An 11933-nucleotide genomic window follows, 5' to 3' on the forward strand; every position below is an offset into this window, starting at 1 on the left:
CCGTCATGGACTTCGCATTCGACGCGCGTACCGAGGAGCTGCGGAGCAGGCTGCTCGCCTTCATGGACGAGCACGTCTACCCGGCCGAGCCGGTCGCCGAGGAGCAGCGGGCCCAACTCGCCTCGCCGTGGGACACCCCGGCGGTGGTGGGTGTGCTGAAGGCCGAGGCGCGGCGGCAGGGGCTGTGGAACCTGTTCCTCCCCGACGCGGAGTACGGGGCCGGGCTGACGAACCTCCAGTACGCGCCGCTCGCGGAGATCACCGGCCGCTCCCCGCACCTCGCGCCGACCGCGCTGAACTGCGCGGCTCCGGACACCGGGAACATGGAGGTCCTCTTCCAGTTCGCCACCGACGAGCAGAAGAAGCAGTGGCTGGAACCGCTGCTGGCCGGGGAGATCCGCTCCGCGTTCGCCATGACGGAGCCGGAGGTGGCGTCCTCGGACGCGACGAACATCGAGACGCGGATCACCCGGGACGGCGATGACTATGTCGTCAACGGCCGCAAGTGGTACATCTCCGGGGCGATGAACCCGGACTGCGCGGTCTTCGTCGTGATGGGCAAGACCGACCCGGACGGCGCCGACATCCGCCGCCAGCAGTCGATGATCCTGGTCCCGCGCGACACCCCGGGCCTTGAGGTACGGCGCGCCATGCAGGTGTACGGGTACGAGGACCACTCCCACGGCGGCCACGCCGAGGTGGTCTTCCACGACGTACGGGTACCCGCGGCGAACCTGATCGGTGAGGAGGGCGGCGGCTTCGCCATCGCGCAGGCGCGGCTGGGGCCGGGGCGCATCCACCACTGCTTGCGGCTGATCGGGATGGCGGAGCGGGCCATCGAGCTGATGTGCCGCCGGGCGGTGGCACGTACGGCGTTCGGCAAGCCGCTCGCCCGGCAGGGCGTCGTGCAGAACTGGATCGCGGACGCCCGGGTGACGGTGGAGCAGTTGCGGCTGCTGGTGCTGAAGACGGCCTGGCTGATGGACACGGTGGGCAACAAGGGGGCGCACACCGAGATCCAGGCCATCAAGATCGCCACCCCGCGCGCGGTGGTGGACATCCTGGACTCCGCGGTGCAGTTGCACGGGGCGGGCGGGGTGAGCCAGGACTTCCCGCTGGCGGAGCTGTGGGCGTCGGCGCGGACGCTGCGGCTGGCGGACGGCCCGGACGAGGTGCACCAGCGCTCGCTGGCCCGGCGGGAGATCAAGCGGTACCTGTGACGGACAGGGGGGTGCGGCCCTCTCCGGGGGAGGGGGCCGCACCCGGGTTTCACCTGGGTCAGAAGGTGAGCTTCCAGCTGTTGATGTAGCCGGTGTCCTGCTGGGCGACGTCCTGCACCCGGAGCTTCCAGACGCCGTTGGCCACCTCGGCGGAGGCGTTGACGGTGTACGTGGTGATGACGTTGTCCGCGGAGTCGCCGCTGCTGGAGTTCTTCAGCCGGTAGGCGGTGCCGTCCGGTGCCAGCAGGTCGACCACGAGGTCACCGCGGTAGGTGTGCTTGATGTCCACCCCCACCTGGAGTGCGGCGGGGGCGTTGCCGGTCCGGCCGGAGACCGTGATCGAGGAGGTCACGGCCGCCCCGGCGTCCGGGACGGCGACATCGGCGTCGTTGGTGAAGACGGTGCCCGTGGGCGGCTCGCCCGTGGAGCCCGCGGAGAGGGTCCAGATCGCGTGGGCGGCGGCGTCGCTGTTGCGGTCCAGGGCGGTGTCGTTGATGTTCGCCGTGGTGTCGCAGGAGGAGTGGTAGCAGCGGTCGAAGGCCTGGCCCTGCGTTCCGCCCCACTTCTGCACCTGGGCCGCGGTCTTGGTCCGGCTGGCGCCGGTGAAGAGGCCGCCGACGGGGACGCCCGCCGACTTGAACGGGGCGTGGTCGGAGCGGCCGTCGCCCTCGGTCTCGATCTCGGTGGGTACGCCGAGGCCGGCGAAGTAGTCCTTGAAGGTCTTCTCGATGACCGGGTCGTCGTCGTAGACGAAGTAGCCGGCGTTGGCCGAGCCGATCATGTCGAAGTTGAGGTAGCCGGAGATCTTCGAACGCTCGGCGGCCGGAAGGTTGTTGACGTAGTACTTGGAGCCGATCAGGCCCAGCTCCTCCGCTCCCCACCAGGCGAACCGCAGGTGCTTGTCGGGCTGGTACCCGGCGCGTGAGACGGCGAGGGCGGTCTCCAGCACGGCGGCCGAACCGGAGGCGTTGTCGTTGATCCCGGCGCCGGATGAGACGGAGTCCAGGTGGGCTCCGGCGAACACGACCTTGTTCGGGTCGCCGCCGGGCCAGTCGGCTATGAGGTTGTAGCCGGTGGCGCCGCTGGAGGTGAACTGCTGGATGGTCGTGGTGTATCCGGCCGCGTCGAGCTTGGCCTTCACGTAGTCGACGGACGCCTTGTAGCCGGGGCGGCCGTGGGCGCGGTTGCCGCCGTTGTTCGCGGCGATCGTCGAGAACTGGGCGAGGTGGCCCTTGACGCCGGCCAGCGGGATGTCGGGCGCCGCGACGGCGGCTGCCGCCGGGGCCGCCTGCGCGGTGGGCGCGGCGGTACCGAGGAGGGCTGCGAGGGCGACGGCGGCGACGGCGGCCGGGGATCTGCGCAGGGTGAGGCGGTTCGGTCTCATGGGTGAGGCTCCGGATTCCGTTCGGGGACTGACGGAACGTGCGGGGGGCACCCGGCCGCACGGTGCCCCGGCCGGGTCCTGGAGCTGGTGGTGCGCACCGCACGGGGGATGACCTGTGCGGTGCGTGACCGATGGTCAATGAGGTGACAGTGTTCCGTCAAGAGCGGAAAGCGGACATGTCAGTTCCATTAACGAACACGGTCTCGCGTTTGAAGCGCCGTGAGATGGCTTTCGGTGGAGGGGCGTTACGGGCGCAGGGCCCGCAGCAGCAGGTCCGCGAGCTGGTCGGCGACCTGCTGGCGGCTGAGCGGGCCGTCCGGGCGGTACCAGGTGGAGAGGTGGTGAACCGATCCGAAGTGGTAGTCGACCACCAGGTCGGCGGGGGTGGCGGTGGAGAACACCCCGCTGCGCTGCCCCTCCTCGATCAGCGCCCGGAACCGTTCGTGGTAGCGGCGGCGCTCCACCCGTACCTGCTTGTTCTTCTCCGGGCTCAGGTGGTGCATGGAGCGGAAGAAGATCGCGGCGTCGTCCAGGTTGTCGATGGTCGTGACGACCACGTCGGCCGCCGCGTCGCGCAGCCGCTGCTCGACGGGCGCCTCGGCGTCCGCGAAGGCGTCCAGGCGCTCCTGCTGGAGCCTCAGCACCCGGGCGTAGACCTCCTGGAGCAGGTCCTCCTTGGAGCCGAAGTAGTGGTAGAGCGCCCCCTTGGTGACGCCCGCCGCCTCGACGATCTCCTGGACCGAGGTGCGGTCGTAGCCGCGCTCGGCGAAGAGTCGGGTGGCGGCGGCCAGCAGCCTCTGGGGGACGGGAGTGCCGTTCTGCTCCGTCGCCTTGGCCATGAGCCGCCACCTGCCTTTCCTACCGTGCGATCACTGTTGTGAGGAGGTTCTAGCGGGGGGAACGCAGTTCCCGCCTGAGGATCTTCCCACTCGCCGTCTTCGGCAGCTCGGTCAGGATCTCCACCTCGCGCGGATACTTGTAGGCGGCGAGCCTTTCCTTGCAGTACGTCCCCAGCTCGCCCGGTTCGACGGATGTGCCCGGACGCAGGCTGACATAGGCCCGGACGCTCTCCCCCCGGTAGGCGTCGGGCACGCCCACGACGGCCGCCTCGCACACCGCCGGGTGGGTGTACAGGACGTCCTCCACCTCGCGGGGCCAGACCTTGAAGCCGGAGGCGTTGATCATGTCCTTCTTGCGGTCGACGACGTAGAGCCAGCCCGCCGCGTCCATGAACCCGATGTCGCCGGTGCGCAGCTCGCCGTCCGGGAAGGCGGCCTCGGTGGCCTCGGGGAGGTTCCAGTAGCCGGAGACGACCTGGGGGCCGCGCACCGCGATCTCGCCCTGCGTACCGAAGGGCACCTCCTGCCCGGTCTCGTCGAGGATCCGTACGAGGGTGTCGGGACCGGGCACGCCGACGGAGAGGGTGCCGGAGACCGGGTCCACCGGGGCCTCGCGCTCGGGCGGGACCGAGGCGCAGGGGGCGGTGCACTCGGTGAGGCCGTAGCCGTTGCGGATGTACGGGCCGAAGCCGGCGCGGAACTTCTCCACCAGCGCGGGCGGCAACGGGGCGCCGCCGGAGGAGATCACCTGGAAGGAGGCGAAGTGGTCCGGGGTGACGTCCGGGTGGGCGGCCAGGGCCATGAAGGCGGTGGACGGGCCGACCGTGTACGCGGGGCGGTGGGTGGCGAAGGCTTCGAGGACGACGCCTGCCTCGAAGCGGTAGGCCAGGACCAGGGTGCCCGCGTTGGCGATACAGGCGGCGAGCTGGCAGACCATGCCGGTGATGTGGAAGAGCGGGGCCAGCGCGAAGTAGGCGGAGCCCTCGGCGACGGGGTGCCCGGCGCGCTGCCGCTCCGCGTTGACCATGATGTTGGCGTGGGAGTTCATGGCGCCCTTGGGGGTGCCGCTGGTCCCGGAGGTGTAGCTGATCAACGCCACGTCGGCGGCGGTGAGCTCCCGGCCTTCCGGGGGCGCGTGGCCGGCCCGGGCCACGGTCAGCAGGTCCTCGGCGAGGTCGTCGGGGCCGGGGGCGGGGAGCCGTTCGAAGCCGAGGACGCGGGGGTCGTCCACGCTCTGGAGGTCCAGCTCGCAGGCGGTGAGCGCGATTCCGAGGTCCGGGGCGGCCGCCACGGTCTCCCGCAGATACGCCGCCCAGGCACGGTCCGAGCAGATCAGCGCGGAGACCCCGGCGTCCTTGAGTACGTGGCCGACCTCGCCGGACTTGTACATCGGGTTCAGCGGTACGACGGTGGCGCCCGCCTTCCACGCGCCGAGGAGCGCGAGGACGAAGTGCGGGCTGTTCTGGAGCATGACCGCGACCCGGTCGCCGCGCCGCAGGCCCCGGGCGGCGAGGTGTCCGGCCACCGAGTCGGAGAGCGCGTCGGTCTCGCGGTAGGTAAGGCGCCCGTCGAAGTAGGCAAGGGCGGGGAGTCCCTCGGGGGCCCGTCCGACCGCGTCCCGGAAGGCGTGCAGCACGGTCTCGGCCGGGTGCAGCTCGGCGCGCTGGGCTTCGCTGAGGAGGGCGAGCCAGGGCCTGGCCGCGTAGCGGGAGTCACCGCGCGGCGTGTCGCCGGTCGACGCGCCGGGGCGGGCCGGGTCTTCGGGGGCCAGGTCGTGGCCGGGCGGGGCGGGGCGGGCCTGGTCGTGGTCGGGCGCGGCGGGGCGGGCCGGGTCTTCGGGGGCCTGGTCGTGGTCGGGCGCGGCGGGGCGGGCCGGGTCGTGGCCGGGCGCGGCGGGGCGGGCCGGGTCTTCGGGGGCCTGGTCGGTCATGCGCCGTTCGCCTCCCACTTCTGCTGGAGGCGGTTCATGTTGCCCATCCATCGGTCGGGGTCCTCGGCGCGGGCCCGGTAGTACCCGGCGACCTCGGGGTGCGGCAGGACCAGGAACCGGTCGGCCGCCATCGCGTCGAACAGCGCGTCGGCGACGGCGTCCGGCTCGATGGCTCCGGGGGCGAGGACCAGCTCGCCGGCCGAACCCGCGGCGGTGAGCATGTCCGTACGCACGCCCTGCGGGCAGATCGCGTGGACCTTGACGCCGCGGTGGCGGTAGGTGAGGGAGAGCCACTCGGCGAAGGCGACCGCCCCGTGCTTGGTGACGCTGTAGGGGGCCGCGCCGATCATCGTCAGCAGCCCGGCGGCGGACGCGGTGGTGACGAAGCGTCCGCTGCCGCGTTCCAGCCACTGCGGGAGCAGGGCCCTGGCCGCGCGGACGTGGGCCATCACGTTGACGTCCCAGGCCGCGGCCCAGACCTCCTCGTCGGCGAACGCGTCACCGGGCGAGGCGAGTCCGGCGTTGGCGCAGTAGACGTCCACCGTGCCGCCCAGCGCGTCGCGGGCGGCCGCCACGATGCCCGAGGCGTCCCCGGCGACGGCGATACCGCCGATCTCCTTCGCCAGCGACTCGATGCGCGCGGGGTCGAGGTCGTTGACGACGACCCGCGCGCCCTGCTCGGCGAACCTGCGGGCCAGAGCGGCGCCGATGCCGCCTCCGGCCCCGGTGACCACCACGCCGGCGCCCCGCACCGTATCCGCCGCGCCTGTCGTATCCGCCGTCTCCATCGCCGTCCCGCCTTCCGTACGCCTGCTCTCCGGCCCGTCTGCACCGGCAGACTAACCGGTCGGTATGTGATCGGGGAAGGGGCGGGGAACAGCCGGGGAAGGGACCCGCGGCAGGTCGGCGGGGGCAGCGGCCCGGCTCGGGGAATCGGCGCGGCCCGGGTCGTTCCCCGCCGCCCTCACCCGCGCTAGCGTGCGGTCATGAGGTGTTTTCGGCGTCGGCGCGCCCGACCGCCGATCTCACCCGCGCTAGCGTGCGAAGCCGTCATGCGTGGCCATGAAGAGTCGGCGCGATCATGGAGGTAGCCGAATGAGCCTGTCCCGACGTGGTGTGCTGGCCGCGGGAGGCGCCGTGGGAGCGCTCGCGGCGACGGCGGCCGGCACCGGTGGAGCCGCCGCTTCCGTACGGGGCCCCGGACGCGGGCGCGCCCGGGTGCGGACCGGCTTCGACCGGCTGGCGGCCGACGGCTACCGGCTGCTGCGGGGCCAGAAGGTCGGCATCGTCACCAACCCGACCGGCGTCACCGCCGATGTCCGGCACATCGTCGACGTGATGCACCGCGACTCCCGGGTGAACCTGACCGCCGTCTTCGGCCCCGAGCACGGCTTCCGGGGCACCGCGCAGGCCGGCGGTTCGGAGGGGCGCTACGACGACCCGGCGACCGGGCTGCCGGTCTACGACACGTACCTCAAGAGCGGGCAGCCGCTCGCGGACATCTTCACCGCGTCGGGCGTGGACACGGTCCTCTTCGACATCCAGGACGTCGGCGCGCGCTTCTACACGTACATCTGGACGCTGTACGACTGCATGGAGGCGGCCGCGCTCGCGGGCAAGCGCCTGGTGGTGCTGGACCGGCCGAACCCGGTGACCGGGCGGGCGGCGCTGGGGCCGGTGCTGGACCCGGCGTTCGCCACGTTCGTGGGCCGCCGGGAGATCGCCCAGGCGCACGGGATGACGGTGGCGGAGCTGGCGCTGTTCTTCAACGCGGAGTTCCTGCACGGGAATCCGGTGCGGCTGGACGTGGTGCCGATGTCAGGGTGGCGGCGCTCGGACTTCTTCGACGACACCGGGCTGCCGTGGGTGCCGCCGAGTCCGAACATGCCGACGCCTCAGACCGCCCTCGTCTACTCCGGCACCTGTCTCTTCGAGGGCACGAACCTCTCCGAGGGCCGGGGCACCACGCGTCCGTTCGAGCTGCTGGGCGCGGAGGGCGTGGACCATCGCTGGGCGGCCGCCGTGAACGCGCTGGGGCTGCCGGGGGTCGCCTTCCGGGAGGCGTACTTCGCGCCGACGTTCTCCAAGTTCCAGGGGAAGACGGTGGGCGGGGTGCAGGTGCACGTCCAGGACCGGGAGGTCTTCGACCCGGTCCGCACCGGCATCGCCCTGCTGGTGACGGCGAAGCGGACATGGAGCGGCTTCGCCTGGCGCCCGGACAACTGGATCGACAAGCTCACCGGGAACGCCAGGGTCCGCACCATGATCGACGCGGGGGCGGACACGGACGCGGTGGTGGACGCGTGGCGGGCGGACCTGACGGCGTTCCGGGCGAAGCGGCGGAGGTATCTGCGGTACGGGGGGTAGTGCGGGGGGCGAGGCGGGGGCGGCGCGGGGGCGAGGTCGGCGGGACGACGCGGCGAGGCGGGGGCCGGTGGGCGAGGTCTGCCCGTGCCCGCCGGTGGGCGCCGGCCCCGGACCGCCCGTCTCAGCGCGCCAGGTCCAGGTCGCCGAGGTACTCGCCGTCGTCGGTGAGCCGCCCCTTGCGGTAGCCGAGGCGGAGGTAGAACTCCTCCGGGCCGCCCTCGCCGGGGTGCCAGGTCACCGTCGAGACCGTCCAGCCGCGCCGGCGGATCTCCTCGTTCACCGCCCCCACGGCGAACCGCCCGTACCCCCCCGGCCCTGCTCCCCCGCGGCGACGGCCAGCCGCCACAGGCCGGAGCGCCGCGGGGCGTCCGGCACATCGGCGTCATAGTCGAACGCGACGTCGAAGAAGGCCATCACGAAGCCCACGATGCGGTCGCCGTCACAGATCAGCCGGGGCCAGGCGACGTCGGGGTGCACATAGGCCTCGGCCAACGACTGCGCGACCGGCGAGACGAACTTCCGCTGCTCGGGAGCGACTTCCAGCCGACAGGCGTCGAGCACCGTGTCGGGGGTGACCTTCTCCAGTCGCGGGGAAATGATTGCCATACGGGCAGCCAACCGCACCGCTCTCGCCTACACCACACGTTTTTCCTGGTCGGCGGGTCGGCGCGGGCGGCCCCGGGTGTCGGCGTACCAGGGTCCGCGCACCGCCGCGCCCCCTCGCACCACCTGTCCGCGCCCCCGCACCACCCACCCGCGCGCCGTTCCGATTCCGCTCGGGGCGCCCGCCCGACATGGGGAGTCTCGGCCAATGGGCGATTTCCATCTTTCGATGGAGCCGAAACGGGCAGGCGTACGTCCACTCCTTGACGCCGAAGGACGAACGACGGAGGTGGCAGTGACATGGCCGGTTTCCGGAGTCTTGCCAGACAGGTCCGTGATCCGCTGGGCGATCTGGCCCTGCGGCGGTACTCGCTGCGCAAGTGCCTGGAGAGGTTCGCCCCCTACGGGCACCGGGCGACCTGGGACCATCTGTGCGCCCGGCACGGGATCGATCCCGAGGACCGGGCCCCTGATCCGGCGCGCCTGCTGGGCGCCCTGGAGGAGCTGGAGGAGGCCCGGGCGATCTGGCTCGCCTACGAGGCGGGGTTCGCCGAGCGGCGGCGCCGCGAGAAGCACGAGGGCCTGCGGCGGCCCGGCGCGTTCGACGACTGGCACCGCCGGACGTGGGGCGGCCACGGGGTGGCGCGCTGCGCCGACCCGGAGGTCCATCCCAGCGAGCCGCTCGCCGAGGTGCTGCGTCGGCTCATCGCGGCGCTCGGCTCCGGCCCCGGTTCCACCTGCCCGGTCTGCGCGGACACCGGGATCGAGTGGCGGCAGGAGCGGGAGCGCGGGCACGAGCCGTGGTCGGGTCCGGTGTGCACGGGATGCGGCATCGTGGTGCCGCGACCGGTGCTGACGGACCGCACACTGGCCAGGGCCCGGCTGGTCCGGCACCGGAGGCTCGCCGCGGCGGCAGCGGCGTAGGGACGTCTCCGAGCCCGTTGTCAGTGGCGGATGTCACCATCGGGGACATGATCCAGGTCTGCCTGAACGGCCGGCGTGGTGCGGACGCTTCGGCGGCCGTGCCCCTGTCCCCCGAAGCGCTGGCCCGGTCGGCGGCCGAGGCCGTCGCCGCCGGTGCCACCGACATCCATGTGCATCCGCGGACCCCCTGCGGGCAGGACACGCTCTCGCCCCGGGTGGTGGCCGCGACGCTGACGGCGATACGGGCGGTGGTGCGCGTCCCGGTCGGGGTGACGACGGGCGCCTGGGCGGAGCCCGATCCGGCACGCCGGGTGGAGCGCATCCGGGAGTGGACGGTGCTGCCCGACCACGCCTCGGTCAACTGGCACGAGCCGGGCGCCGAGGAGCTGGCCGCCGCCCTGCTGGAGCGGGGTGTGGGCGTGGAGGCCGGGCTCTGGTCCGGCACCGAGGGGCACCGCCGCTTCCGCCGCTCCCCCGTGGCCTCCCGCGTCCTGCGGGTGTTGGCCGAGGTCACCGACACGGACCCGGCGACGGCGACCGGTTCGGCCCGGCTGCTCCTCGCCGAGGTGGGCACCGCGCACGGCCGCCCGGTGCTGCTGCACGGTGAGGACGGCGGAGCGTGGCCGGTGGTTGCGCTGGCCTTCCGGCTCGGCCTGGCTACCCGGATCGGCGCGGAGGACGCGACGTCGCTGCCGGACGGGCGCCCCGCGCGCTCGAACGCGGAGCTGGTCGCCGCGGCGGTGCGGTTGCGTCGGACGGCGACCGGGGACGGCCAGGTGGCCTCCCCGTCCGGGTGGCGCTCGCCGTGAGCCGTCAGGCCCGCGGCGGCACTCACCGTAGGCCGTCAGGCCCCGTGCCGCAGGAGCCCGTGCGGCCCCTGCCGCGCAGGACGCCGCTGTCAGCCGGTTCCGTGTGTCAGGCGCTCTCCTCCACCGCTGCGGGGTCCTGCCTGCGCTCGGGCATCAGTCGTGAACCGGTGAAGCGTTCGCCGGAGATGTCGTCGGGGTTGGACAGCACACAGTTCTCCAGCGACAGACAGCCACAGCCGATGCAGTCGGTGAGATGGTCCCGCAGCCGGTGCAACTGCCTGATGCGCTCGTCCAGTTCCTGGCGCCAGGTCTCGGAGAGGCGGGCCCAGTCGTCCCGGTTCGGCGTACGCTCCTCGGGCAGTGCGGCGAGTGCGTCCCGGATCGTGGCCAGTGGGATGCCGACGCGCTGGGCCGCCCGCACGAAAGCGACACGGCGTAGGGCGTCGCGCGAGTAGCGGCGCTGGTTGCCGCTGGTACGCCGACTGGCGATCAGGCCCTTGGACTCGTAGAAGTGCAGAGCGGAGACCGCGGCGCCGCTGCGCGCCGAGAGCTGGCCGACCGAAAGTTCGTGGAGTGTCTGTGGGATCTGTGGCACTCCGCAGACCCTACTGCTCCCCTCCACGGCCCCGCCGCCTCGTTGACAGGAACGCACCGCCCAACGATGCTGAGCAAGCGCTTGGACATCGCGCCGGGATCGGCGCGGAGAGCCGGAAGGCAGGGACCCGGAACATGGCAGAGCCGAAGACCTTCACGTCCGCACAGGAGCTGCGCGAGGGAGTGGGCGAGCAGCTGGGGCACAGCGACTGGCTGGAGGTCGACCAGAAGCGGATCGACCTGTTCGCCGAGGCGACCGGCGATCACCAGTGGATCCATGTGGACCCGGAGCGCGCGGCGGCCGGGCCCTTCGGGACGACCATCGCCCACGGCTATCTGACACTCTCGCTGCTGCCCGCGCTGGTGCCGCAGGTGATGCGGGTCGAGGGCATGAAGATGGGCATCAACTACGGGACCGACAAGGTCCGCTTCCCCTCCACCGTCCCGGTCGGCTCACGGCTGCGGGCCACCGCGGTGCTCACGAACGTGGTGGAGGCCGGGGGCGGCGTGCAGGTCACCGCGGTCGTCACGGTCGAGCGCGAGGGCGGCGAGAAGCCGGCCTGCGTCGCCGAGTCGGTGTCGCGCTACTACTTCTGACCCGCGTCCCCCCTGCCGCGCCACGGCTACGGCCGGGCCGCGACCCCCACCATCCGCAGGACGAGGTCGGCGTAGAGCGCACCGACCTCGTCGGGCGTGCGGCTGCCCTGGGCGTTGAACCAGCGGGCCACGTCGATGCAGAGGGACAGCACGGCCAGGGTGGTGCCGGGGACGTCGGGGACGTCGAAATCCCCGGCCCGCACGCCCTCGCTGATGATCCGGCGCACCACCGCGTCGCTCTCGCGGCGCAGCTCGACGATCTCGGTGCGGTGCTCGGGGGCGAGGGCGTCGAGCTCGTACTGGACGACCCGCGCGGTGGTGTGGCGCTCCGCGTGCCAGCGGACGAAGGACCGTACGGCTCCGGCGAGCCGCTCGGCGGCCGTGCCGTCCCGGTCGGCCTCGGTCCGCAGGACGTACAGCGCCCGGTCGTGACCGATCTTGCTGATCCGGTGGAGCAGCTCTTCCTTCGTCTTGTAGTGGATGTAGAGCGCGGCCGGACTCATCCCGGCCCGGCCGGCGATGTCACGGGTGGTGGTCGCGTGGTACCCGCGCTCGGCGAAGGCGTCGACCGCGGCGACGAGGAGCCGCCTGGCCGCCTCGGGGGTGACCTCGCCCCAGGGAGCGTCGTCGCCGCTCGTCTCCTCCGCCGTACTCATCACCCAGAGC

At 72.7% G+C, this 11933-nt stretch carries 11 protein-coding genes and 1 pseudogene; 5 read left to right on the plus strand and 7 right to left on the minus strand.

Annotation, left to right across the window (positions count from 1 at the left end; translation table 11 throughout):
* The first annotated feature begins 5 nt into the window (after positions 1–5).
* Positions 6–1220, plus strand: coding sequence for an acyl-CoA dehydrogenase family protein (locus ACIQAK_RS16120; RefSeq protein ID WP_366389719.1), 1215 nt, complete (start codon positions 6–8; stop codon positions 1218–1220).
* Between the two features lie 58 nt (positions 1221–1278).
* Here the strand turns inward: ACIQAK_RS16120 and ACIQAK_RS16125 are convergent, their stop codons facing one another.
* The 4 genes from ACIQAK_RS16125 to ACIQAK_RS16140 form a co-directional block, all read right to left on the minus strand.
* Complete coding sequence (locus ACIQAK_RS16125; RefSeq protein ID WP_366389718.1) at positions 1279–2604, minus strand: M28 family metallopeptidase; 1326 nt, start codon at positions 2602–2604, stop codon at positions 1279–1281.
* A gap of 245 nt (positions 2605–2849) precedes the next feature.
* The gene (locus ACIQAK_RS16130) at positions 2850–3443 is read right to left on the minus strand and encodes a TetR/AcrR family transcriptional regulator (RefSeq protein ID WP_366389717.1); all 594 of its coding nucleotides are present in this window, start codon (positions 3441–3443) and stop codon (positions 2850–2852) included.
* A 49-nt stretch (positions 3444–3492) separates the two neighbouring features.
* The gene (locus tag ACIQAK_RS16135) at positions 3493–5373 is read right to left on the minus strand and encodes an AMP-binding protein (protein ID WP_366389716.1); all 1881 of its coding nucleotides are present in this window, start codon (positions 5371–5373) and stop codon (positions 3493–3495) included.
* Positions 5370–6161 (minus strand): SDR family oxidoreductase, encoded by a 792-nt coding sequence (locus ACIQAK_RS16140; protein WP_366389715.1) that lies wholly within the window; start codon positions 6159–6161, stop codon positions 5370–5372. Before ACIQAK_RS16140 ends, ACIQAK_RS16135 begins: the two co-directional genes overlap by 4 nt.
* A gap of 307 nt (positions 6162–6468) precedes the next feature.
* Here ACIQAK_RS16140 and ACIQAK_RS16145 point away from each other — a divergent pair, with 307 nt between their 5' ends.
* Positions 6469–7740 carry a DUF1343 domain-containing protein gene (locus tag ACIQAK_RS16145; protein ID WP_366389714.1) on the plus strand — a complete coding sequence of 424 codons (1272 nt, stop codon included), beginning with the start codon at positions 6469–6471 and terminating at the stop codon, positions 7738–7740.
* A 121-nt stretch (positions 7741–7861) separates the two neighbouring features.
* Here ACIQAK_RS16145 and ACIQAK_RS16150 read toward each other — a convergent pair.
* Positions 7862–8346: pseudogene (locus ACIQAK_RS16150) on the minus strand (GNAT family N-acetyltransferase).
* A gap of 297 nt (positions 8347–8643) precedes the next feature.
* Here ACIQAK_RS16150 and ACIQAK_RS16155 point away from each other — a divergent pair.
* The gene (locus tag ACIQAK_RS16155; RefSeq protein ID WP_366389713.1) at positions 8644–9267 is read left to right on the plus strand and encodes a hypothetical protein; all 624 of its coding nucleotides are present in this window, start codon (positions 8644–8646) and stop codon (positions 9265–9267) included.
* 47 nt (positions 9268–9314) lie between these two features.
* Positions 9315–10076, plus strand: a complete 762-nt coding sequence (locus ACIQAK_RS16160) for a 3-keto-5-aminohexanoate cleavage protein (RefSeq protein ID WP_366389712.1) — start codon at positions 9315–9317, stop codon at positions 10074–10076.
* Between the two features lie 106 nt (positions 10077–10182).
* Here the strand turns inward: ACIQAK_RS16160 and soxR are convergent, their stop codons facing one another.
* A complete protein-coding gene (soxR, locus tag ACIQAK_RS16165; RefSeq protein ID WP_366389711.1) occupies positions 10183–10671 on the minus strand; it encodes a redox-sensitive transcriptional activator SoxR in 489 nt (162 codons plus the stop codon).
* Positions 10672–10805: 134 nt separating this feature from the next.
* Here soxR and ACIQAK_RS16170 point away from each other — a divergent pair, with 134 nt between their 5' ends.
* Positions 10806–11267 (plus strand): MaoC family dehydratase, encoded by a 462-nt coding sequence (locus tag ACIQAK_RS16170; protein WP_366389710.1) that lies wholly within the window; start codon positions 10806–10808, stop codon positions 11265–11267.
* 26 nt (positions 11268–11293) lie between these two features.
* Here ACIQAK_RS16170 and ACIQAK_RS16175 read toward each other — a convergent pair whose 3' ends face one another.
* The gene (locus ACIQAK_RS16175; RefSeq protein ID WP_366389709.1) at positions 11294–11923 is read right to left on the minus strand and encodes a TetR/AcrR family transcriptional regulator; all 630 of its coding nucleotides are present in this window, start codon (positions 11921–11923) and stop codon (positions 11294–11296) included.
* Between the last annotated feature and the right edge of the window lie 10 nt (positions 11924–11933).

The organism is Streptomyces sp. NPDC088706, from assembly GCF_044752765.1.
Lineage (GTDB): Bacteria > Actinomycetota > Actinomycetes > Streptomycetales > Streptomycetaceae > Streptomyces.

What these genes read in the sequence shown, in the direction of transcription:
- ACIQAK_RS16135 (WP_366389716.1), bottom strand. Translation starts at nt 5,373, where the DNA reads ATGACCGACCAGGCCCCCGAAGACCCGGCCCGCCCCGCCGCGCCCGGC.
- ACIQAK_RS16130 (WP_366389717.1), bottom strand. Translation starts at nt 3,443, where the DNA reads ATGGCCAAGGCGACGGAGCAGAACGGCACTCCCGTCCCCCAGAGGCTG.
- ACIQAK_RS16160 (WP_366389712.1), top strand. Translation starts at nt 9,315, where the DNA reads ATGATCCAGGTCTGCCTGAACGGCCGGCGTGGTGCGGACGCTTCGGCG.
- ACIQAK_RS16125 (WP_366389718.1), bottom strand. Translation starts at nt 2,604, where the DNA reads ATGAGACCGAACCGCCTCACCCTGCGCAGATCCCCGGCCGCCGTCGCC.
- ACIQAK_RS16140 (WP_366389715.1), bottom strand. Translation starts at nt 6,161, where the DNA reads ATGGAGACGGCGGATACGACAGGCGCGGCGGATACGGTGCGGGGCGCC.
- ACIQAK_RS16120 (WP_366389719.1), top strand. Translation starts at nt 6, where the DNA reads ATGGACTTCGCATTCGACGCGCGTACCGAGGAGCTGCGGAGCAGGCTG.
- ACIQAK_RS16145 (WP_366389714.1), top strand. Translation starts at nt 6,469, where the DNA reads ATGAGCCTGTCCCGACGTGGTGTGCTGGCCGCGGGAGGCGCCGTGGGA.
- ACIQAK_RS16175 (WP_366389709.1), bottom strand. Translation starts at nt 11,923, where the DNA reads ATGAGTACGGCGGAGGAGACGAGCGGCGACGACGCTCCCTGGGGCGAG.
- ACIQAK_RS16155 (WP_366389713.1), top strand. Translation starts at nt 8,644, where the DNA reads ATGGCCGGTTTCCGGAGTCTTGCCAGACAGGTCCGTGATCCGCTGGGC.
- ACIQAK_RS16170 (WP_366389710.1), top strand. Translation starts at nt 10,806, where the DNA reads ATGGCAGAGCCGAAGACCTTCACGTCCGCACAGGAGCTGCGCGAGGGA.